Annotated in this window: 21 protein-coding genes and 1 pseudogene; 10 read left to right on the forward strand and 12 right to left on the reverse strand. The window is 50.3% G+C overall.

All coding sequences use genetic code 11. The features are described from left to right. Positions 1-9 precede the first annotated feature (9 nt). The 3 genes and pseudogenes from DWX00_RS11230 to DWX00_RS20575 all read right to left on the reverse strand — a co-directional run. A complete protein-coding gene (locus tag DWX00_RS11230) occupies positions 10-312 on the reverse strand; it encodes an AzlD domain-containing protein (protein ID WP_330410127.1) in 303 nt (100 codons plus the stop codon). Next, positions 302-1,045 carry an AzlC family ABC transporter permease gene (locus tag DWX00_RS11235; RefSeq protein ID WP_117510030.1) on the reverse strand — a complete coding sequence of 248 codons (744 nt, stop codon included), beginning with the start codon at positions 1,043-1,045 and terminating at the stop codon, positions 302-304. Before DWX00_RS11235 ends, DWX00_RS11230 begins: the two co-directional genes overlap by 11 nt. Further along, positions 1,042-1,170 (reverse strand): annotated as a pseudogene (locus DWX00_RS20575) (DUF6783 domain-containing protein); the annotation flags it as partial. The gene DWX00_RS11235 and the pseudogene DWX00_RS20575, both read right to left, overlap by 4 nt. Between DWX00_RS20575 and DWX00_RS20580 the strand changes: the two are divergent. The 8 genes from DWX00_RS20580 (at position 1,129) to DWX00_RS11275 (ending at position 8,970) form a co-directional block, all read left to right on the forward strand. After that, positions 1,129-1,272 carry a DUF6783 domain-containing protein gene (locus DWX00_RS20580; protein WP_319638357.1) on the forward strand — a complete coding sequence of 48 codons (144 nt, stop codon included), beginning with the start codon at positions 1,129-1,131 and terminating at the stop codon, positions 1,270-1,272. The pseudogene DWX00_RS20575 and the gene DWX00_RS20580 sit on opposite strands and share 42 nt — an antisense overlap. Before the next feature lie 341 nt (positions 1,273-1,613). Next, entirely contained in the window at positions 1,614-2,495 is an 882-nt protein-coding gene (ispE, locus tag DWX00_RS11245) for a 4-(cytidine 5'-diphospho)-2-C-methyl-D-erythritol kinase (RefSeq protein WP_118595250.1), read from the forward strand. Continuing rightward, positions 2,482-3,195, forward strand: coding sequence for a GntR family transcriptional regulator (locus DWX00_RS11250; RefSeq protein ID WP_055221789.1), 714 nt, complete (start codon positions 2,482-2,484; stop codon positions 3,193-3,195). Before ispE ends, DWX00_RS11250 begins: the two co-directional genes overlap by 14 nt. Before the next feature lie 145 nt (positions 3,196-3,340). Next, positions 3,341-4,873: a spore germination protein gene (locus DWX00_RS11255; RefSeq protein ID WP_118595251.1), complete on the forward strand. Its 1,533-nt coding sequence runs from the start codon at positions 3,341-3,343 to the stop codon at positions 4,871-4,873. A 3-nt stretch (positions 4,874-4,876) separates the two neighbouring features. Then, positions 4,877-6,613, forward strand: coding sequence for a GerAB/ArcD/ProY family transporter (locus DWX00_RS11260; protein WP_118595252.1), 1,737 nt, complete (start codon positions 4,877-4,879; stop codon positions 6,611-6,613). A gap of 96 nt (positions 6,614-6,709) precedes the next feature. Next, positions 6,710-7,456: a stage II sporulation protein R gene (spoIIR, locus tag DWX00_RS11265; protein ID WP_117510034.1), complete on the forward strand. Its 747-nt coding sequence runs from the start codon at positions 6,710-6,712 to the stop codon at positions 7,454-7,456. Positions 7,457-7,653: 197 nt separating this feature from the next. Then, positions 7,654-8,478: a glutamate racemase gene (gene murI / locus DWX00_RS11270; protein ID WP_118595253.1), complete on the forward strand. Its 825-nt coding sequence runs from the start codon at positions 7,654-7,656 to the stop codon at positions 8,476-8,478. 39 nt (positions 8,479-8,517) lie between these two features. Then, complete coding sequence (locus DWX00_RS11275; RefSeq protein WP_022462143.1) at positions 8,518-8,970, forward strand: DUF1934 domain-containing protein; 453 nt, start codon at positions 8,518-8,520, stop codon at positions 8,968-8,970. Positions 8,971-9,117: 147 nt separating this feature from the next. Here the strand turns inward: DWX00_RS11275 and DWX00_RS11280 are convergent, their stop codons facing one another. Beyond that, positions 9,118-9,573, reverse strand: a complete 456-nt coding sequence (locus tag DWX00_RS11280; RefSeq protein WP_117510035.1) for a hypothetical protein — start codon at positions 9,571-9,573, stop codon at positions 9,118-9,120. A gap of 243 nt (positions 9,574-9,816) precedes the next feature. On the opposite strand from DWX00_RS11280, the gene tig reads away from it, so the two are divergent. Further along, complete coding sequence (gene tig, locus DWX00_RS11285) at positions 9,817-11,052, forward strand: trigger factor (RefSeq protein ID WP_158578810.1); 1,236 nt, start codon at positions 9,817-9,819, stop codon at positions 11,050-11,052. A gap of 237 nt (positions 11,053-11,289) precedes the next feature. Here tig and fucO read toward each other — a convergent pair whose 3' ends face one another. The 5 genes from fucO to DWX00_RS11310 all read right to left on the reverse strand — a co-directional run bounded on the left by fucO (position 11,290) and on the right by DWX00_RS11310 (position 17,324). Beyond that, a complete protein-coding gene (fucO, locus tag DWX00_RS11290) occupies positions 11,290-12,438 on the reverse strand; it encodes a lactaldehyde reductase (RefSeq protein WP_055226239.1) in 1,149 nt (382 codons plus the stop codon). Between the two features lie 223 nt (positions 12,439-12,661). Further along, positions 12,662-13,243 carry a TetR/AcrR family transcriptional regulator C-terminal domain-containing protein gene (locus DWX00_RS11295; RefSeq protein ID WP_022462686.1) on the reverse strand — a complete coding sequence of 194 codons (582 nt, stop codon included), beginning with the start codon at positions 13,241-13,243 and terminating at the stop codon, positions 12,662-12,664. 136 nt (positions 13,244-13,379) lie between these two features. Beyond that, positions 13,380-14,624 carry a cytosine permease gene (gene codB, locus DWX00_RS11300; protein WP_118595255.1) on the reverse strand — a complete coding sequence of 415 codons (1,245 nt, stop codon included), beginning with the start codon at positions 14,622-14,624 and terminating at the stop codon, positions 13,380-13,382. 66 nt (positions 14,625-14,690) lie between these two features. Next, positions 14,691-15,779 (reverse strand): hypothetical protein, encoded by a 1,089-nt coding sequence (locus DWX00_RS11305; RefSeq protein WP_117801845.1) that lies wholly within the window; start codon positions 15,777-15,779, stop codon positions 14,691-14,693. A gap of 147 nt (positions 15,780-15,926) precedes the next feature. Then, on the reverse strand, positions 15,927-17,324 hold the full coding sequence (locus DWX00_RS11310) for an alanine/glycine:cation symporter family protein (RefSeq protein WP_055267140.1): 1,398 nt from the start codon (positions 17,322-17,324) through the stop codon (positions 15,927-15,929). Between the two features lie 286 nt (positions 17,325-17,610). Here DWX00_RS11310 and DWX00_RS11315 point away from each other — a divergent pair, with 286 nt between their 5' ends. Beyond that, positions 17,611-18,591 (forward strand): dipeptidase, encoded by a 981-nt coding sequence (locus tag DWX00_RS11315; RefSeq protein WP_117804456.1) that lies wholly within the window; start codon positions 17,611-17,613, stop codon positions 18,589-18,591. A 2-nt stretch (positions 18,592-18,593) separates the two neighbouring features. On the opposite strand, the gene DWX00_RS11320 is transcribed toward DWX00_RS11315, so the two are convergent. From DWX00_RS11320 to DWX00_RS11330, 3 genes are read right to left on the reverse strand one after another with little or no spacing between them, the layout of a single operon-like run. Next, positions 18,594-19,325: an ABC transporter ATP-binding protein gene (locus tag DWX00_RS11320; RefSeq protein ID WP_117510043.1), complete on the reverse strand. Its 732-nt coding sequence runs from the start codon at positions 19,323-19,325 to the stop codon at positions 18,594-18,596. A 3-nt stretch (positions 19,326-19,328) separates the two neighbouring features. Then, positions 19,329-20,207 carry an ATP-binding cassette domain-containing protein gene (locus DWX00_RS11325; RefSeq protein ID WP_118595256.1) on the reverse strand — a complete coding sequence of 293 codons (879 nt, stop codon included), beginning with the start codon at positions 20,205-20,207 and terminating at the stop codon, positions 19,329-19,331. Position 20,208: 1 nt separating this feature from the next. Continuing rightward, positions 20,209-21,012 (reverse strand): ABC transporter permease, encoded by an 804-nt coding sequence (locus tag DWX00_RS11330; protein ID WP_022462692.1) that lies wholly within the window; start codon positions 21,010-21,012, stop codon positions 20,209-20,211. Positions 21,013-21,034: the final 22 nt, after the last annotated feature.

Raw genomic sequence — 21,034 nt, forward strand, 5'->3', positions numbered from 1 at the left:
TCATTTCTATTACAAAAATAATTCAATCACAAACACCACGGCACAGCATGCCACCGAAACCTGAAACAGGCTTGCACCGAACCATGCGGCTGCGATGCCGACGACAAGCGCGAGTGCGCCGGAAACAGGGCTCTGTGTTGCATGGACAATCGCCGGGAAGGTCATGACTGACAGCGTCACGTATGGAACGTAGTACAGAAACGACTGAATAAACTGATTTTTAATCGGCTTCCGAATCAGCGTCAGCGGCAGAATCCGGATTGTGTAGGAAACCAGAGCCATGACGGCGATATAGATATAATTATTGTACATCAGCATTTTCCTCCTCTGTCTTTACCGGGAACAGGATAGCTCCGGCGCAGGAAATCAGAACGGTGAGCAGAATCGTTCTGGTTCCGTCGGAGAGAGTGGAGATGCCCGGGAGATAGCTGCAGATAAAGCTTAAGAAAAAGCTGACGGCAACAAGACCCGCTACCACACGGCTCTTTCGCGCCGGGGGAATGATGATTGCAAGGAACATGCCGTACAGCGCCACGCTTAAGGCACTGACAGCGCGCAGCGGCAGCAGATTTCCGGCAATAATACCAAGAGCCGTGCCGATCGACCACGCGGGAGCAGCGACGAGAATGGCACCGTATGTATAATACGGATTCAGCCAGCCCGGGCGCGCGATTGTGATGCCAAACAGTTCATCCGTTACATCGTAACCAATGAGAAAACGGTGGAAAAACGGCGTGTCCGGCGAAAAGCGCTGGGCAAGCGCACAGCTCATCAGAAGATACCGCGCATTGGCGATGAGCGTAATGATAGCGACCTGCAGATAGCCTGCATTGGCGGCAATCAGTGTAAAGGCGGCGTATTCTCCGGCGGAAGCATTGTTAAAAAGACTGGCGAGAAAACCCTGAAAAGGACTAAGACCTGCCTTACGCGCCGCAATGCCGAGCGAAAACGAGACCGCAAAATAGCCAAGCCCGATCGGAATACCATCGCGGATTCCATTGATCAGAACCTGGCGGGAAAATGAATAAGATCTTTGTGAACTCATAAAAAGCTACTTCCTTTTCCTTCGCAGAAGCTAGAGCATGTCTGAAAAATCATTTCCGCAATCTGCAAGCCCCACTTTATGGTATATTTTGCCCTCATTCGGTTGCCGTAGCCCGCTACGCCGCCCTCATTCGGACAAAATCTCCCACAAACTGGGACTCGCAGCTTGCGAAAAGCCTTTTTCAGACACGCTCTAGAGCGTGTTTGAGAAAATTTTCCGTAATCTGAGATTCGCAGCTTACGAAAAGTTTTTTTCAGACATGCTCTGGCATCTGGCAAAAATGTTGGGGTCAAGAGATCAAAAATCCTCTTGCAAGCGAGCTTGCACCGGCTTTTTGATCTTTTGCCCCTGATATCTGATGAAAATTATAGCAAGTTTCGACAGGTTCGTAAACTCTTATTTTGCTCTTGTTCGTTTCCCTCAGCCACCGCTTACGCCTGCGTTTCCAAGGCTGTTGAACTGAATTGTATAAAATTATGTACAAAAACAGAAGATAACGCTTGAAAATAGAAGAAAAATCCATTAATATCTATGTATACAAAAAACATTACCGAAGGTGGTGCTTACGATGAAACTGCGTGCGCTTGCAAAAATAAATCTTGGTCTTGATGTGACCGGAAAAAGAGAGGATGGTTACCATGAAGTCCGCATGGTAATGCAGACGATCCAGATGTACGATCAGCTGGAAATAAAGGAGAGCAAAGAACTTGGCATAAGGCTGACAACCAATCTGCCGTTCCTTCCGTGTAATGACGGAAATCTCGTATACAAAGCGGCCAAACTTCTGATGGATGAATTCGATATCCGTCAGGGTGTCGATATGAACCTGACAAAATTTATCCCGGTAGCGGCCGGCATGGCGGGCGGAAGCTCGGATGCGGCAGCAGCACTGGTAGGAATTAACCGCATGTTTCAGCTTGGTCTGACAAAACGCCAGCTGATGGAGCGGGGTATGCAGATCGGAGCGGATGTTCCGTACTGTGTGATGCGCGGTACGGCGCTGGCAGAAGGAATCGGCGAAAAGCTGACATCCCTTCCCGGCGTACCGATGTGCTACGTGCTGATCGGAAAACCGGGCATCAATGTTTCGACGAAATTTGTCTATGGAAACCTGCATCTTGACGAGGTGACGGAGCATCCGGATATCGACGGCATGGTAGAGGCGATCCGAAATCATGACCTGTACGGCATCACGGACCGCATGGGAAATGTGCTGGAATCCGTGACGTGTCCGGCGTATCCGGTGATCGATGAGATCAAGGCACAGATGATGAAAAACGGTGCGGTCAATGCGATGATGAGCGGCAGCGGCCCGACCGTATTCGGCATTTTCGACGATCCGGACAAGGCAGAATTTGCCCGCGATCAGTTAAAAATAAGCGGACTGTCGAAACAGACATTCCTGACTACTGTATCAAAACCGGGAGGTACAAAGTATGGCAAAAAATGAGTTAGACCTGCAGATGGAGGATTATCAGTACCTTCCGCTCCGCGATGTCGTGTTCCGCACGCTGCGCCAGGCGATTCTGCGCGGGGAGTTAAAGCCGGGTGAACGGCTGATGGAGATCCGGCTGGCAAATCAGCTCGGCGTTTCGCGTACCCCGATCCGCGAGGCGATCCGTATGCTGGAGCTGGACGGCCTTGTGATCATGGTGCCGCGGAAGGGTGCGCAGGTAGCACAGATTACGGAAAAAGACCTGAACGATGTGCTGGAGGTGCGGCTTGGACTGGAGGAGCTGGCGGTAAAACTGGCGTGTCAGCGGATTACAGAGAGCGAACTGCAGAAGCTTTATCAGGCATCGCGCAGCTTTGAACAAATGCTGGAGACAACAGAGACGGATGATCTGCAGAAGCTTGCACAGGCAGATGTGGCATTCCATGATGTGATTTATCAGGCGACGAACAACGAACGTCTGATTCAGCTGCTGAACAATCTGCGGGAGCAAATGTACCGTTACCGGATTGAATATTTAAAGGATGTAAAATCCCGACGTTCCCTGGTCGAGGAGCACGATGCCCTCTATGAACGTATGAAAAATCGGGATCTTGCAGGCGCACAGAAGATGATCCGCGAGCATATCGAGCGACAGCAGGAGAGTATTATGCAGACCGTACATCACCAGAGCATGACGGGTGTAGAAGAAAAATAAAAGCGTATAAAATTTCGAAAAAGGAACATTCTGTTACAGAGTAAAAAAATCGTGACAGAATGTTTTTTTATGGAATTTTGCAGAGTATATTTCTCCAGATGGTTTTTCGGAAGCTTTCAAAAGGAGGAGAAGGAGGGACGCAGGCATGGAAGAAGAGAAGACGCAGATTTCACTCACACTGGCGGAAAATGAAAGCGTGATCCGTACATGGTGTGAAAATTGCGATGATATTCAGATCCGCCCGATGAAACTCGGCAAAACGGGCGGAACCGGTGCGCTGCTGATCTACGTAGAAGTGGCGGTGAGCTGCGTTATGTTGAAGGATTCCGTGATCGGGAAGCTGTTGAACCGTCTGATGGAGGTTCCCGAGGCAGATATCCCGGGGGTTCTCTCGGAAAATCAGCTCGGAATTTCGGACACGCTGGAATTTGACACCCTCGAGGATGCCTTTGCCTCGATGCTGGCGGGAAACGCCGTTCTCTTTGTGGACGGTTACGACTGCGCCGTCAAAATCGGTTCGAAGGGATATCCAAATATGGGAGTCCAGAAAGCCGAGTCCGAGAAAGTGCTGCGCGGCTCAAACGAGGGCTTTTCCGATTCCGTCAAAACCAATACGGCACTCGTCCGCAAGCGTCTGCGGACCACCGATCTGAAAGTGGAGGAGATACATTTTGGTGCGCGTTCTGATACGGTTCTGGCTCTGGTGTATGAGAAAGAGCTGATTTATCCGAAATTTCTGGAAGAGGTAAAACAGCAGATTGCCGGCTGGGAGGTGGACGGCGTTTTTGACAGCGGCATGGTCGAGCAGCTCTGCGGACCGCAGTGGAAATCGCCGTTCCCGCGCTTCGAGACGACTGAACGGCCGGACCGCGCGGCGATGGAGATTCTGGACGGAAGAATCCTGCTTTTATGTGATAATTCCCCGGTCGGGATTCTCTTCCCGGCATCATTTGACAGCTTTTTAAAGGTCAGTGAGGACCGGTATCATCATTTTCTGATCGTCTCATTTGAGCGGCTGCTGCGGTATGCGGCGGTCTTTCTCGCCCTGTGGATTTCGGGCGGATACCTGGCTGTCACGGGCTTTCACACACAGGTGCTTCCGACCAAACTCCTGCTGGCGTTCGCCGAAGCGCGGAAAGGCGTTCCGTTCCCCGGCATTCTGGAAATTCTTCTGATGGAATTTGCTTTTGAACTGATCCGCGAGGCCGGTGTGCGCATGCCGGGGCCGCTTGGCGGGACGATCGGAATTGTGGGCGGGCTGATCATCGGAGATGCAGCGGTTTCCGCCAATCTGGTGAGCCCGATGACCGTCGTTGTGGTTGCGGTTTCGGCGCTCTGTTCGCTGGCGATTCCGAACGAAGAGTTTGGTGCGCCGTTCCGGCTGCTGAAGTTCGGCTTCATTTTGCTCGGCGGATGGATCGGCATTTTCGGCATGGTGCTCGGCACGTTTCTTCTCGCGGGTCATCTTGCCGGGCTTACGAGTTTTGGCATTCCCTATCTGATGCCGTTCGTCGGGAAAGGACTTGCGGGCTACCATGCGCCGAAGGATTCCGTATGGCGGCCGCCGCTGCATCAGATGCGGGAGCGGCCGGTCTTTACAAAGCGCAATCAGAGAGTGCGGCTGCGGAAAAACAGAAAAGCTGCGGAGCCGGAAGAAAAACAGGAAAGGGGAGAGTGACGCATGTTTTCGGAAAATGACAGAATTTCACAGCGCCAGATGGAACGCCAGATCGTGCTCGTTCTGCTCTGCCCGGCGTTCTGGCAGCTCGCAGCGTACGGCGCATCGGACGGCCTGCCCGGTATGGCAGGGATTTTCGTTGGATATGGGCTGCTGGCGGTGTGGTGCATTTATCTCGTGCGCCTTGGCGGGCTTTACTGCCGCCTGGAAAGCGTGATGGGAAAGGCTGGGAAACTCCTTCTGGCAGTGATGTATCTGTGTTATCTGCTTTTCCTCGGCGGAACACTGCTTCGCAGAATGGCAGAGCTTGCCGCCGCGTATCTGACAGCGGGTGTACCGCAGGAGCTCTGCGGACTGTTTCTGCTCGCGGCGGCCGGGTTTGGTGTCGGCAGTGAAGTACAGAAAAGAGGACGGCTGGCGGAAGCACTCTATCCGTGGATTGTGGGCGGGATTTTGATTCTGCTTCTGCTGACGGTTCCGCAGATGCATTTTTCCTCGTTTGAGGATGCCTGGAAGACAGCAAAGTCTGTTGAAATTGTGGATAACGGAATACTTTTTGGGTGGAATGTGTGGAGAACACTGGAAAATGGAACACCGATTGCGCTGCTGCCGTTTTTACTGGGGCATGTGCAGAAAGAGCACAGGAGTGTCATTCTTCCGGTGACGCAGAGTATCTGGAAAACGGGGCTTCTTGTAATTGCAGGAAGCATGGCGCTGCTCGGCGTTTTCGGCCGGCGCGGCACGGCTGCGGCGCAGGACCCGCTCTTACTGTTAATGGCAGGAACGAGCCTGCCAGGTGGATTTCTGGAGCGGTTTGATATTCTGTGGATGGCATTTCTTTTGATGGGACTGCTGTTCACACTGGGAAGTCTGCTGTTTTACGTATCGCTGATCGGAGAGAAGACGGGACTGTGGAAACCGCAGAATCTCTATGTACAGATCGGTACAGTGCTTTTTATATGGCTGCTGTCATGCGCGGAAAGCGGCTGGTCGGTCCGATACGGTTACTTTCCGTTTTTCCTTGCCATCACGGTGCTGCTCGGCTTCTGCCAGAAGCATATGAAAAAACTGCGGCTTGTGTGTCTGGCGCTGGGCAGTATGATTTTCCTGTCATCCTGCGGGGCAGTAGAGCCGGAAAAGCGGCTGTATCCACTGGCGGTTGCCTTTGATTATATGTCGGAAGAGGCGACTGCGCCGGAAAACAGTGAAACTGGGGAAGAAACCGGGACGGCGGTCAGTGAGAGCGGCGGAGAAAAGGAGACGGCTGGCGGTAAATGGCGCGTCTGGTATGCGCCTGCGAATCTTGCGGTGGTGACCGGCCAGGGAAAGGATGAGCAGGAGGAGGGAACCGACGAGGACCCCGCATCGCTGTTCTTTGAAGCGGAGACGTTTGAGGAGATTGCGCAGCAATATGACAGCACAGAGGAATATGATCTCGACACCGGACACGTCCAGGCGATTGTATTTTCCGATGCACTGCTCAGTGACCGGGGACGGATGGAAGAACTGTTGAAGTACCTGGAACAGGACCGTGCGCTTGGGCACAGTGCCTATCTGTTTCACGCAGAAAAACCAGAAGATATCATGGAGCAGAACGGAAAACAGGTGGAGTCCGTCGGTGAGTACCTGTGCGGAATTTATGACAACCGGGTGAAAAGAAAAGAGGCGGTGACACTGGCGGACCTGTGCTATGCGTTGGAAAACGAAAGGAGCATTCCGTGGATTCCGAAAGCGCCGTAAAAGGTTTAAAGTGTATGGAATATCGGAGCGGGTAGTGAGTGTCTGTGTATAAAAGTTTTGAAATCCGGCAAAACTGGAAAAAACAGGAGGCAGCATATGAATGAGAAAAAAGTACAGAGCCGGAAACGGAATCAAAATCAGACACAGAAGAAATCCAGGGACAGGCAGGCGCAGCCCCGAAATACATTTGGGAACCAGCATAGAAGTCAATTCCAGGCGGCATTTCAAATTTTCTGCCGCCGCTGGCTCCCCGTCTGCATTGCGGCGCTGATCCTTTCCGGAACCGCCAATCTTCTCCGCGAGTCCCGTCTGCAGCAGGAAGTCGCTGCAAAGATCGTGCGCTTTCACGTAAGAGCCAACAGCGACTGCGCCTCCGACCAGCAGATCAAGCTTCAGGTACGCGATGCCGTTGCCGAAGAACTGCAGACGATCCTGCACGGAGCCGAAACAAAAGCAGAAACCGAAGAAATCCTGCGTGAAAACGAGCCCTCCATCCGTGCCGCCGCCCTTCAGACGCTGCGCGCAGGAGGCAGTACTGACGATATCACCGTAACGTACGGAAAAGCCAGTTTTGAGGAAAAAGAAACGGGCAATTATATTCTCCCCGCCGGAACGTACGACGCTCTTCAGATCAACATCGGCAGAGCCAAAGGGCACAACTGGTGGTGCATGCTGTACCCGTCCATCTGCTTTTCGGATGCCCTGCGCCCCGTAAACGAGGATGGCGAAAGTGCAGAAAAAGTCGAAAAAAGCCGGATTCCGCTGCAGAATCTGTTGAGTGACGCCGCCTACCGCGAAATTCTGAAAAGTGACCGGATTTCGTTCCGGTTTTTCTGGCGTTAGGCGGATTTTTCGAAAGACTTTCAAGAGAAATGATTGCAATATTCCTCCATTCGGGTTAAAATAATGTATCAGCGACCTATTTTAACCAGGGTCGTGAAATGAAAAAAGAAATGTAAAAATTCAGATATATTAAATATAGAAATGAACCCCATTCGGCATGACAAAAAAGTAATGCCGGATGAAAAATGGAGGAAAGTATGAAAGCAGACAGACAGGCGCCGATCGGCGTCTTTGATTCCGGTGTCGGCGGACTGACCGTAGTGCGTGAGATTATGCGAAACCTGCCCGACGAACGAATCGTATATTTTGGAGATACCGCGCGTGTGCCGTACGGTTCCAAATCGAAAAATACCGTCATCCGTTATTCCCGCCAGATCGTACACTTTCTGGAAACCCAGCAGGTCAAGGCAATCGTCATCGCCTGCAACACCGCAAGTGCGCTGGCACTCGATACGATCGAAAAAGAGATTGATCTCCCGATCATCGGCGTGGTAAAACCGGGCGCACAGATGGCCGTCGAGACGACGCAGAACAAGCGTGTCGGCGTCATCGCAACCGAGAGCACTATTCAGAGCGGCCTCTACCAGCAGCTTATTACCGAGGCAGATCCGGCGATCACCGTTTACGGAAAACCGTGTCCGCTGTTCGTGCCGCTCGTGGAAGAGGGCTGGACAAAAGATCCGATCACCGAGGAAGTGGCGCGCCGCTATCTGGCACAGATTCTGGATAAAGACATCGACACGCTGATTATGGGATGCACCCACTATCCGCTGCTGCGTTCTCTGCTGCGGAAAGTAGCCGGAGAAAAAGTAACACTCGTCAACCCGGCATACGAAACCTCACAGGCACTGCGCAGACTGCTGCGGGAGCTGGATCTGGAGAATCCGGGAAACGATGAGCTGGGCCGTCAGAAATACCAGTTCTTCGCAAGCGACGGCGTGGAGCGGTTCAATGCCTTCGCACATTCCGTTCTGCCGGAGCAGATCAGCGATACGAAACAGGTACAGATTGAAAACTATTAAAAACGACATACAGAAAAGAGAGAGGAACACCAGAAAAGGATGGAAAAAGACGTACTCATCAGCATCCGCGGACTGCAGTATCTGATGGATGAGGAATCCGGCGAACAAGAACCGGTGGAGGTTATGACGACGGGTTCGTACTACAAGAAAAACGGCCATCACTTTCTGATCTACGACGAGGCAACCGAAGGCTTTGATATGATGACGCACAACATGATCAAATTTACGGAAAACGCCCTCGAGGTGCGCAAGCGCGGCCTCATTGATGTCCATATGATTTTTGAGGAGGATAAAAAGAACATTTCGTTTTATCATACGCCATATGGCATGATCAACATGGGAGTTGCGGCGACGAAGGTCAGAATGAAAGAGACGCCGGATCAGATTTTACTGAAGGCAGAATACGCGCTCGACATCAACGACAGCTACGTGGGGGACTGCGTAATCGATATCGAGGTAAGACCGCGGGAAGGCGGAAAACTGAATTTATAAAAAATACCCGGGAAGAATGAAAATCATTCAACTCGGGTATTTTCGCGAGCAACGAGCCAAAGTCCGGGCTTGCACGAGACCTTGGCGACTGCCGCGAAAGCAAAAAGAAACACGCAAAGCGTGTTTCTTTTTGCTTCAGATGAAATTTTATTTTTCCTCGCCGCGTGCCTTGCGGAGCATTTTCTGCCAGAAGCCGTTTTTCTTTGCCGGCTGCTCTAAAGAACCGCGGATGCCGCGAACTCCGGTGATATAGATACCGCTTACGGTAGCCTTGACTTCTTTTTTTACCGGGATCTGATCGAAGATAGCAGCGTCGCAGATCAGGGTCATGATTCTCGGACCGACTTTTGCTTTGACGATCGGCAGTTTTGCGCGACGCATCATTTTCGGTGTCTGGTCAATGACCATCTGTGGGAGTCCGGAATCTTTCATGCGAAGCTTTTTCTTATCTATGATCAACATGGAGACCGTCTGCTTCATGGCCTCCATTTGTTCCTGCTGTGCGGCCTGTTTTGTCTGTGCTTTTTTACCGAAGTAATACAGCAGACCAAGGATGACAGCGATGACAGCTAATACGATTAATACGATAATCCAGGGTTTCATCCCTCTATTCCTCCTCTGCAAAAAATAATGTGGGCATCGGAACATACAATGCCAGTCTATGAACATTCTAACATTGATTTCGGCAAAACGCAAACACATTTTAGCGCAATCCAGGCGATTTTACGGTCGAAAATCATAAGAATTTCTAAAATCGGAGCCCCAGCCTTTTTTTTACCAGACAAGTATGGTAAAATGAGATTTACAACGCGCCGGGAACGGCGTAGTATGGAGGAAAATTCAAGAATGAAAAGAAAAGCAGCAGTCATGCTTCTGCTCATGACACTGGGAGCAGCCAGTGTGAGCGGATGTGGAAAAAACAATACAACAAGCAGCAGTTCCGTATCAAGCGCAAGCAGCACAAGCGCTTCCTCAGCATCCGATGCGTCGAGCGCAGGCAGCACATCGTCCGACAGCACAGCTTCTGAGGAATACGCTTCCCCGAGTGATGTAGACGGGATTCCGGTTGTCGATGAGGAAGTTGATCCGGCAGAGTGTGTAACGCTTGGAGATTACAAAAAGCTGACACTGGAAAAGAAAGTAGAGCAGGTAACGGATGATGACGTACAGACGGCCATTATGGCAGAGACAGCTGTCACCATGGACGATCCGGACGCCACCGTACAAAAAGGCGACACCGCCGATATTGCCTATGTTGGAAAAGTTGACGGCAAGGAGTTTGACGGCGGAAGCAGTGATTCCTACAATCTGGTGATTGGTTCCGGAACCTTCATCGATGGATTTGAGGATGGTGTCGTTGGAATGAAAACGGGGGAGACAAAGGATCTGAACCTGAAATTCCCGGACAGCTATCAGAGTACCGATCTGGCAGGAAAAGACGTTGTGTTTACCGTTACGGTAAATGCGTTTACCCGCCCGGCAGAAAACATTGACGGATGGGAACTCGACGATGCATGGGTAGCAGAGAATACAGATTACAGCACTGTGGAGGAATACCGTGCCGGAAAACGCGCAGAGCTGGAGGCTGCAAATGAGACGACAGCGGAAAATAATCTGCAGAATGACGCGATGCAGCAGGTGGCAGACGGCTGTACGTTTAACAAAATTCCGAAATCCTATATCACCCTTGGCGAAGAGGATTACGATAAACGGTATACCACTTATCTTCAGAATTACGGCATTTCCCTGGACGACTATCTGGAGCAGTATGCGGACAGAGCAACCTACAATCAGGAGAAAGCAACGTATGCAGGAACGATGGCAAAAAGTGCCCTTCTTCTGGATGCCGTAAAAGAGGCAGAAGGCTGGACTACAGATGACCAGGATTACCAGCAGATCTTAAACGATGAGGCAGCCAATGCCAATATGTCGCAGGAAGATTTCCTGAAAGCAGCCAATGACTATTACGGGGAAGATACGGTAGTGCGCAATATCATGATGGAGCGCATGATCAATATGGTTCTCGATAATGCAACGGTCAATACTGTGACTGTGGATGCAGACGGAAATACAGTAGAATAAAAAGAGAAATCACCCCGGAAAACAGGATAAAAATTTCTGTTTTCCGGGGTGATTTAACCGAATCAAGTAAGTCCCCTGCTTCCATTGCGAAAAGCAATAAGCAGTGGGGGGGACTTGCTTGTATCAGGAGGAGTGCAAGCTCCTTCTGATAAACTGCGGAGCAGTTATTCAGTTATGAGCAAGTAGCGAAGCGGATTGCGAATATCCGCTTCGCATGTGGGAAACGAATTGTGTTCGTTACGCCATGATTTTGCGGAACAGATCCTTCAGATCTTCTACGCTTGCATCCTTCGGGTTGCCCGGTGCGCAGGCATCTGCGTGTGCGGAATCTGCAAGGAACTGCAGATCTTCTTCTTTGACTGCCTCGAGAACAGATGGGATTCCAACGTCTGCGGACAGCTTCTTAACAGCATCAATCGCTGCTTTTCTGTACTCTTCCTGAGACATTTCGTCTACACCTGTAACGCCCATGGCACGTGCGATTTCGCGGTATTTCTCACCGGTGCACTCCTGGTTGTATTCCATAACGATCGGAAGCATCATGGCACATGCAACACCGTGTGGGGTATCATAAACAGCACCAAGGGTGTGTGCCATGGAGTGAGCGATTCCAAGACCTACGTTGGAGAAGCCCATACCTGCGATGTACTGGCCAAGAGCCATTCCTTCGCGTCCCTCTTTGGTGTTTGCGACAGCACCGCGCAGAGATTTGGAGATGAGTTCGATGGCTTTGAGATGGAACATGTCAGTCATTTCCCATGCAGCTTTTGTGGTGTAACCCTCGATTGCGTGGGTCAGAGCGTCCATACCGGTAGAAGCGGTCAGTCCTTTTGGCATGGAGGACATCATATCCGGGTCAACAACTGCGATGATTGGCATATCGTGCGGGTCAACGCATACGAATTTACGTTTTCTTTCAACGTCTGTGATAACGTAGTTGATGGTAACCTCTGCAGCAGTACCGGCTGTGGTCGGAACAGCGATGATCGGTACGCATGGATTTTTGGTCGGTGCAGTGCCTTCAAGGCTTCTGACATCCTCAAACTCCGGGTTTGCGATGATGATACCGATTGCTTTGGAGGTATCCATAGAAGAACCGCCGCCGATGGCGATCAGATAGTCAGCGCCGGATGCCTTGAAAGCTTCTACGCCGTGTTTTACGTTTTCGATGGTCGGGTTTGGCTTGATATCGCTGTAAAGCTCATAGTCGAGTCCGTTTGCGGTCAGAATATCGGTTACTTTGGAAGTAACGTTGAATTTAATCAGATCCGGGTCAGAGCATACGAAAGCTTTCTTGAAGCCGTGTGCCTTTGCTTCATTTGCGATCTCGGCAATAGCGCCTGCTCCGTGATAAGAGGTTGCATTTAAATTAATACGATTTGCCATGATTGAAAAACTCCCTTCTAAAATGAATAAATGGTTTTACTGAACTTGTTATTATATTAACAAATCCGGAAGGGAAAAAGAAAGTGACAGAAGAAGCGAAGTGTAACACTTTAAAAAAAATCGCCATTGTGACAAAAACAACAGAACAAAATTTGTGAAAAATAACCAGAGAGTGTCTGAAAAACCATTTCCGCAATCTGCAAGCCCCACTTTGACACGCGCTCTAAGAGAGCAGCTGCAGATTCCGGAACAGTTTTTTTAAGTCTTCCGGCATTGCCCGGACGAGAAGAGCTGCAAACTCGGAAGGTGTCAGATCCATGCCGGTAAGCACCCATTTTACGGTCATGGTGATGGAACCCTGACAGTACATTTCGAGAAGAAAATGCATTTCCGGTGAAACCGGACTGCCGCTTTTTTCGTGAATCAGATTTTCGTAGAACGCGAGAATCAGATCGAAATCGTGCTCACGCAGAGAATTCTGTTTGTCGTAGCGGAAGGCCGCGGCGAAAAAAGCTTTTTCTTTCTGAATATAGGTAAATTTCTTTTCCAGACTGTCAAAAACGGTCGTTCCGCGGCCCATATGTTCGAAGGATTTCGTCAGTAATTTATCAAAATACCAGTTGATCAGATCGTATTTGTCGAGAAAATTGCGGTAGAAGGTCTGGCGGGTAACACCGCAGATTTCACAGATCTGGCGCACGGTGATCTCTTCAACGGGTGTTGTTTTCATGCACTCCTTCATGGATTCGGCAAGACGGTATTTTGTTTTTTCTCCTTTGGGAGCAGATACGGTGGAATGGATCATCCGGGTAGTTTCCTTTCGCTTCGAAAATTGTAACTATGCAGAGTTATGCATATATTATAACGCGAATCCGAAAAAATAAAAAGCCCTGAACATGTTCCGGAGATAAGATACAGGAACATATTCAGGACGATTTTGCCTATTTTCTTTTGTTTACGGCCTGACCGACACAGTAGCATACAGCGGCAACAACCATGCCGTTGATGGAAGCGATGCCCCAGTGTAAGAGGTTCGCAACAATGGCACCGAGAATGACACCGGCAACCGCAAACCAGTCTACGGTTTTAAGCTTCGGCTGATCGGTTTCAAAGTCCTTTTTGTTCATGAAGTAGGCGAGCACCAGAATCATGCCGACCGGCGGCAGGGTACAATTCAGAATGTTGAGCCAGCCGCAGAAGTTGTAGTACAGCCATACGGAGGCAACCGTTCCGATGATACCGGAAAGGAGAACCATCGGTTTTTTCCTCTGATGGAAGATGTTGGCAAGACCAAGACCTGCGGTATACAGAGCGTTGTCGTTTGTAGTCCAGATATTAAGACCGAGAACGAGAACAGCCAGATAGAACAGGTTCAGGCGGACCATAACCTCAAAGATATCATTTCCACCGACAAAGATGGAAGAAACGGCACCGAAGAAGAACATCAGAGAGTTTCCGATGAAGAAGGCCACAATCGTGGTGATGGCACCAGATTTTCCATTCTTTGCAAAACGTGCGAAGTTTGGAGTTGCGGTTCCGCCGGAAACGAAGGAGCCGATGACAAGACCGGCACCGCCGATGATAGTCAGAGATCCGCTGGATTTGGCAAACTGATCGATGATCGTTCCGTCGCCTCTCATTACGGCCATGACCATGGCGATCGTTCCGAGAATGGCAACACTTGGTACAGCGATATAGCTGACGATGGTCAGAGATTCAATACCAAAATAGGCAGAGGCGGTCATGCAGACGCCGGCAAGAATAACAAGTCCCCACTGTGCCGCAGTGCTTCCGCCGAGCAGCTCCTTGGAAACCGGAATTGCAAACATGGCAAGACCGACACCAAACCATCCGATCTGCGTAAAGCTGGTCATGGCTGACGGCAGATAGGAACCTTTTTCGCCAAAGGCTCTCTGGGACAAAAGATCAAGTGACAGACCGGTTTTTGCACCGACGTAGCCGAGCAGACCGGTATAAATACCAAGAATGATTCCACCAAGGATCAGTGATCCCAAAAAGCCCCAGAAATCGAGGCCGTCAGCGAGCTGCTGGCCGACCCACATGCTTGCCGAGAAGAAGGTGAAGCCAAGCATGATCATAAACATGGTTACTACATTTTTCCGGGCAGAAGACGGAACCGCGCTGTCCGCGAAGTCAACATCTTTTACTTTCTTTTCTTTTTCCATAATATCTCCTGAAAACTGTGATTACGGTTCGCCGAAATTCAGCGAACCGTAAGAAATGGTTTTTTGTTACAGCATGTATTTGCGAAGTGCTGCGGTAAACTCTTCAATTCGTTCAGCCGCAATTTCTTTCAGGGTAGCATCGCCAAGGCTTGCAATATAGCCTTTTTCCTGGCGGTACAGCCATTTGGTCACACGTTCATCGATTTCTTCGTAGTGATTGATGTGAATCCACTCTTCGTAGGATGCGCCAAGCGGGCAGCCGAGCTTCTCCTCGAGCAGTCTGGTGAAGTCGATCCGGTCGGCTCTCTCCAGCATTTTATTCCAGAAATCGAGAACCTCCTCGACATGCTCATGGATTTCATAGCGTCTTGCACCGCCATCGTAGATGATGCATTTTTCAAACAGCGGATCGCGCATGGAAAGCGTTTCTCTTCGGAACTCCGGTGCAATGATACCGTCTTTCCAGTAGAAATCGACATCCGGCAGATTGATTCCAGATACGCCCCTGTCCTGATAGGTGCTGAAGATTCCTTCGTAATATACGGTGATAAAGCCTTCAAACTCCGGCCAGAACTCGCGGATTTCTTTTGTGAGACGTTCCAGAATTTTGATTCCGGTTGTGCCGCCGATCGTAAAGATGATAATGTTACGAAGGGAAGCACCGTGCTCACGGTAGAAATCGGTTACGTAGCGCAGGCAGTGGATCAGCGTCTCACCCGTTGCGATGATATCGCCGATCAGAAGTGTGCTTCCCGGAACCATCGTCAGCTTGCTGTATTTGATTTCCAGCCCTGCGATTTCTTCCTCTTTAAAGACGCGCTCACTTGACAGAAAGCTGATGTCATGCACACGAATGTGCTCACGGTAGCAGCTTTCCTCCAGCGGATAATTCAAAGCGCCGCGCAGGATGGAAAGGATGTTGGCTGCGGTTACCTTTCCCTGCTCTTTAAAATAATAAAGCATCTGTGAAGTAGACGGAATCAGGCAGTGATAAACCTCATATCCGACAACCTCCGGTGTGTTCAGAAGCTTTCTTGTCTCTGCTTCGGAAACGACATAGTATTCGTTCTCATAATCGCCGCCTGCGAGGCGATAGCAGTCCACGCCCTGTTCCGAAAACTCCGGCACCAGTTTTACTTCATTCCATTTTTCCATTCAAAAGTTCCTCCCGGTTTTCCCTCTTTGGTAAACATGTTATAAACTTTTAACAGTGTAAGGGGTAGCAATCTGATTGTCAAGGGAAAAGGCAAATTTACATGATTTTCTTACAGAAGAAGGGAATGCGCCGCGATAAAAGGAATTTTACCGGGTTTTGCCTTCTCCGGAAAAATATTCCTTTGTAAGCTCCACAACCTTGCCCGAAAGCAGGAAGAGCGCAATCAGGTTTGGGATTGCCATGAGGCCGTTGAAGGTCTCGGCAATGCTCCACATCAGGCCGAGATTTGCGGTGGCGCCAAGGATGGCAACCAGCGCATAGGCGGCCATAAAATATTTTGTGATTCTTTCGGAGAATAAAAACTCGATGCAGCGTGCACCGTAAAGTCCCCATCCGAGAATCGTGGAAAAGGCGAAGCAGCACATCGCGAACGCGGTGAGCAGCGAAACCCAGTTTCCGTATGTAAGGGTAAAACCGCTGATGGTCAGCTCTGCGCCGGCAGCCTGTCCGTAGGTGATGGAAGTACCGCTGCAGAGAATAACAAGTGCAGTTAAGGTACAAATCACGATCGTATCAGTAAATACCTCAAAGATACCGAACATACCCTGTTTGACCGGCTTTTTTGTGTCGGCACAGGCATGCGCAATCGAACCGGTACCAAGACCTGCCTCGTTTGAGAAAATACCGCGGGACACACCTTTTTTCACACTCATGAGCATGCTTCCGACGATACCGCCTGTAACAGCAGAGGGACGGAAGGCGCCCTCAAGGATCGATACGAAAACAGACGGAATCCGGTTGAGATTCAGCAAAATTACACCGATGGCAAGGACAATATAAAACAGAGCCATAAACGGAACGAGCTTTTCTGTTACCTGTGCGATCCGTTTGACACCGCCGAGCAGGATCAGCGCTACGAGTGCCGCAATGATGATACCCTGAATCAGGTTGGAGGTAGGGATCGCGTCCTTTGAGATCACATGGTAATTCATCAGTGCGGAGTTGACTGCGGTTGTGATGGTGTTGACCTGCGTTGCATTTCCGGTTCCGAACACAGTCAGTACACCGAAAGCAGCGAAAAGATAGGCCAGAAAATGCCATTTTTTGCTGAGACCGTTTTTGATGTAATACATCGGTCCGCCGACGAGTTCTCCGTTGGCGTTTTTCTCGTGATAGAAAACAGCCAGTGTTACCTCGGCAAATTTCGTACACATGCCGAGCAGGGCGGAAACCCACATCCAGAACACGGCACCGGGTCCGCCGATAGCGATAGCGCCGGCGACACCGGCAATATTACCGGTACCGACCGTGGCGGCAAGTGCTGTACAGACCGCCTGGAACGGTGTAATTGCGCCATCGGAAGCATCTCGTTTGCGGAACATTCTTCCGAGCGTTGTGCGGATCGCATACGGGAATTTTCGAATCTGGAGAAAACGGGTGCGCAGACTCAGGTAAAGACCGACACCGAAAATACAGATCATAGCCGGAACACCCCAGATAAAATTGTTCACGGCATTGTTGATGGTTTCAATCAGTTGGAGCATAGATACCTCTTTCTTTTTCATAAGCAGAAGCACTTTTTTGGAAGATCAGTGCTTTCATAAAGTAACACAATGCAAAAAGTATATCATCTCAGACGAGATTTGCAAGTTTTTTTCGAGAAAAAACGCGGACCCCCCAAATTTTTTGCGATTCCGGAAAGATATATTTTCTCTAGCCTTATGGGTTTACCATGAGCCAGGCGGTTTTTTACGTTTTCTTCCAGTTTTTGTGAAGGAATGCAGCGAAATATGATAGAATAGAGAAAAAACAGAAAAGAGGATTATTGCCATGTTTCAGGTAATTGATATGCACTGCGACACCATCCCGGCGCTGCAGTGGAAGGAAAAACAGGAGCATCTTGCGGATGCGGATCTTCAGATCAATCTGGATAAGCTGGAAAAGGGCGGCAGCCTCTGCCAGTGCTTTTCTTTGTTTACGTTCCTGAAGGGACTGAAAGACGAAACGCCGTTTGAGCATGTGAGAAAGCTGGCTGATCTCTGGAAATCAGAGGTGGAACGGTATCCGGACCGCATTTGTCAGATCAAAACGTATGCGGATCTGATGCAGGTACAGAAGGAAGGAAAAATAGGCGCGGTGATGACCGTCGAAGAGGGTGGTGTTTACGAGGGAAGTATTGAAAAACTGCATACGATGTACGATCTCGGCGTGCGGATTTCCACACTGACCTGGAACTTCCCGAATGAACTCGGATTCCCAAACCCGGCGCAGGAAGAGGGAAAGCCATATCTTCCGGATCTTGAAAACGGGCTGACGCCGACCGGTATTACCTTTGTCGAGGAGATGGAGCGGCTCGGCATAGTGATCGATTTATCACACTTAAATGATGCCGGAATCCGCGACGTTTTTGCACATACGAGAGGTCCGGTCATTGCATCTCATTCCAATGCGCGCGGTGCGTGCTTCCATCTGCGAAACCTTTCAGATGAAATGATTCGTCAGCTCGCAGAGCGTGGCGGCGTCACCGGTATCAATTTCTGTCCGTCGTTTCTGCGCGAGGAGCCGGCGGCGAAAAAGGCATCGACGATGGATATGGTACGCCATATGAAATATCTGCGCAACGTCGGCGGCATCGACATCATCGGCCTTGGAACCGATTTTGACGGTTTCAGCGGTGAAACGGATGTGCCGGACACCGCGCATATGCAGCATCTCGCAGATGTGATGAGCCACGACGGTTTCACCGATGAAGAGATCGAGAAGGTCTTTTCCAAGAATGTACTTCGGGTGTTTAGAGAATGCTGGAAATAAAACTACAGCTCCGGTGATGCCGCCAGAAGCTCCTTTGTATAATCATTCTGCGGATGCGCAAACAGTTCTTCCGTCTCCGCGTTCTCCACAATCCGGCCTTCTTTCATCACGAGAACCCGGTCGCACATCTGATAGATCACGTTGAGGTCATGCGAGATAAAGAGAATCGAGAGCTGAAGCTCCTCCTGAAGCTGAACCATCAGCTCCATGATCTGCTTCTGAATCGTCACATCGAGAGCGGAAACCGGTTCGTCGGCAAGGATCAGGCGTGAGCCCTGGATCAGTGCGGCCGCGATGCTGACTCTCTGGCGCTGGCCGCCGGAGAGCTCATGCGGGCGGCGTTTCAGGTGCTCTGCGGAGAGACCGACTCTTTCAGCCATCGCAAGAACCCGTTTTTTTCGTTCTTCTTTCGGAACCTTCTGCATCCGAAGCGGTTCTTCTAAAATCCAGGAGATTTTCTTCGCCGGATTCAGGGAGGAAAACGGGTCCTGGAAAATCATCTGCGGATGGTCGACCTGCGAAATTATTTCGCCCTCATCTGGGCGGATAAATCCTAAGATCACTTTGGAGAGTGTCGATTTTCCGCATCCGCTCTCTCCGACGAGACCGAGAATTTCATTTTCATGAAGCTCGAAAGAGATATCATGAAGCACCGTTTTTCTCTGCTTTCCCTCCTGATAGGAGGCAGAAATATGGCTGACTTTCAGAATGTTGTTTGGACTGATTTCTTCCATGGGTTATTCCTCCTTTTCCGCAGGCGGAGCAGCTTTTTTGTCAGAGCCTGTCGGCCATTGAGCTGTTGGAGCGATTTTGATTCGCTTTCGCAGCGATGTTCGTCGGTTCGGAATTGCATCGAGCAGGCGGCGGGTGTAGTCTTCCTTCGGGTGGAAAAAGACATCGTCCACACTGCCGGATTCCACAATCGTCCCATGATTCATGACGATGACCCGGTCACAGAGCGAACGGATGACGCCGAGGTCGTGTGAGATAAAAAGAATCGCCGTGTGATGGCGTTCATTGATTTTTTTCAGCAGCTTTAAGATCTGCGACTGAATCGTCACATCAAGAGCTGTTGTCGGCTCGTCTGCAATCAGAAGCTTCGGTTCTGTAATAAGCGCCGCAGCGATCATCACCCTCTGGCGCTGACCGCCGGAGAGCTGGTGAGGGTATTTTTTGCAAAGCTTTTCCGGGTCGGGAAGCTCGACCTCATGCATTATGGCAAGAACCTTTTCATGACGTTCTGCCGGTGTGCAGCTCTCATGGATCAGCAGTCCCTCTGCAATCTGTTCTTCGATGGTCAGAACCGGATTTAAAGAGGTCATCGGTTCCTGAAAAATCATGCTGATTTCTTTTCCGCGGATGCGCTGCAGATCCTGGCTGGAAGCGTGCGCAACGGAAGAATCTTCGTAGAGAATTTCTCCGCCGGATACGGCGGAGTTTTCCTTTAAAAGCTGCAGAATGGAGAGTGCTGTTTGCGTTTTGCCGGAACCGGATTCCCCGACAATGCCAAGTGTCTCACCTTCTTCCAGGGAAAAGGAGATGCCTTTTACCACTTCGGTCGGTGGCGTGGTATCGTAAAATGCAATTTTTAAGTCACGTACATCGAGAAGCGCCATATCAGTTACCGCCTTTCTTCTGTAATCCGTCGCCGAGGAGCGATACGCCAAGCGCCAGTAAAATGACGGCAAGACCGGGGAAAACAGAGCCCCAGGGAGCAGTCATCAGATACGTCTGGGATTCTGAGAGCATCCGTCCAAGCGAGGCATCGGGCGGCTGGACACCGATGCCGAGAAAGCTCATGCCGGCCTCGGAGAGAACGGCGTTGTTGAAGCCGATTGCTGCCATCGAAAGAAGGGACGGGACCGTATTTGGCAGGATATGTACAAATATGATCCGAAGATGGGAAACACCCATCAGACGGGCACTTTTGACATAGTCCATATCTTTGCGTGCGAGAAATTCGCTTCTGGTGATACGTGCAAAGCTCGGAATGAATACGATACCGAGTGCAAGGATCACGTTGTATTTGCCGGGGCCAAGCAGCGCGATAAATACCAGCGCCAGCAGGATTCCCGGAAAGGAAACAATGACATCGTTTATGCGCATCAGGATTTCGTCAATCCATCCGCCAAAATACCCGGTGAACGCACCGACAAGAACACCAATGGTTCCGCCGAGCAGCAGAGTAGCGAAAGCGACGAAGAAGGTTGTACCGGTTCCTTTTAAGACGCGGCTGAAAATATCGCGTCCAAAGTGATCGCAGCCGAACGGGTGTGACAGAGATGGAGCAGCAAACTTGGCTGCGCCGTTCATTGCGTCCGGGTCGTACGGTGTGTAGAAAAAGCCGATCAGAAGAAACAGAAGCATAAAAGCGGTGAGAACAGCTCCGATGATCAGCGTGAGATTGCGTTTCTTTTTCATAATGAAAACCCTTTCGTTTGTC

The sequence above is a fragment of the Blautia sp. AF17-9LB genome (assembly GCF_003479185.1).
GTDB lineage: Bacteria > Bacillota > Clostridia > Lachnospirales > Lachnospiraceae > Fusicatenibacter > Fusicatenibacter saccharivorans.

Coding starts and splice junctions, on each gene's coding strand:
- DWX00_RS11310 (WP_055267140.1), bottom strand. CDS start 17,324: ATGCTCCAACTGATTGAAACCATCAACAATGCCGTGAACAATTTTATC.
- murI (WP_118595253.1), top strand. CDS start 7,654: ATGAAAGCAGACAGACAGGCGCCGATCGGCGTCTTTGATTCCGGTGTC.
- DWX00_RS11315 (WP_117804456.1), top strand. CDS start 17,611: ATGTTTCAGGTAATTGATATGCACTGCGACACCATCCCGGCGCTGCAG.
- DWX00_RS11255 (WP_118595251.1), top strand. CDS start 3,341: ATGGAAGAAGAGAAGACGCAGATTTCACTCACACTGGCGGAAAATGAA.
- DWX00_RS11235 (WP_117510030.1), bottom strand. CDS start 1,045: ATGAGTTCACAAAGATCTTATTCATTTTCCCGCCAGGTTCTGATCAAT.
- codB (WP_118595255.1), bottom strand. CDS start 14,624: ATGGAAAAAGAAAAGAAAGTAAAAGATGTTGACTTCGCGGACAGCGCG.
- ispE (WP_118595250.1), top strand. CDS start 1,614: ATGAAACTGCGTGCGCTTGCAAAAATAAATCTTGGTCTTGATGTGACC.
- DWX00_RS11260 (WP_118595252.1), top strand. CDS start 4,877: ATGTTTTCGGAAAATGACAGAATTTCACAGCGCCAGATGGAACGCCAG.
- DWX00_RS11295 (WP_022462686.1), bottom strand. CDS start 13,243: ATGATCCATTCCACCGTATCTGCTCCCAAAGGAGAAAAAACAAAATAC.
- DWX00_RS11250 (WP_055221789.1), top strand. CDS start 2,482: ATGGCAAAAAATGAGTTAGACCTGCAGATGGAGGATTATCAGTACCTT.
- DWX00_RS11330 (WP_022462692.1), bottom strand. CDS start 21,012: ATGAAAAAGAAACGCAATCTCACGCTGATCATCGGAGCTGTTCTCACC.
- DWX00_RS11305 (WP_117801845.1), bottom strand. CDS start 15,779: ATGGAAAAATGGAATGAAGTAAAACTGGTGCCGGAGTTTTCGGAACAG.
- DWX00_RS11320 (WP_117510043.1), bottom strand. CDS start 19,325: ATGGAAGAAATCAGTCCAAACAACATTCTGAAAGTCAGCCATATTTCT.
- DWX00_RS11280 (WP_117510035.1), bottom strand. CDS start 9,573: ATGAAACCCTGGATTATCGTATTAATCGTATTAGCTGTCATCGCTGTC.
- tig (WP_158578810.1), top strand. CDS start 9,817: ATGAAAAGAAAAGCAGCAGTCATGCTTCTGCTCATGACACTGGGAGCA.
- DWX00_RS11325 (WP_118595256.1), bottom strand. CDS start 20,207: ATGGCGCTTCTCGATGTACGTGACTTAAAAATTGCATTTTACGATACC.
- fucO (WP_055226239.1), bottom strand. CDS start 12,438: ATGGCAAATCGTATTAATTTAAATGCAACCTCTTATCACGGAGCAGGC.
- DWX00_RS11275 (WP_022462143.1), top strand. CDS start 8,518: ATGGAAAAAGACGTACTCATCAGCATCCGCGGACTGCAGTATCTGATG.
- DWX00_RS11230 (WP_330410127.1), bottom strand. CDS start 312: ATGTACAATAATTATATCTATATCGCCGTCATGGCTCTGGTTTCCTAC.
- spoIIR (WP_117510034.1), top strand. CDS start 6,710: ATGAATGAGAAAAAAGTACAGAGCCGGAAACGGAATCAAAATCAGACA.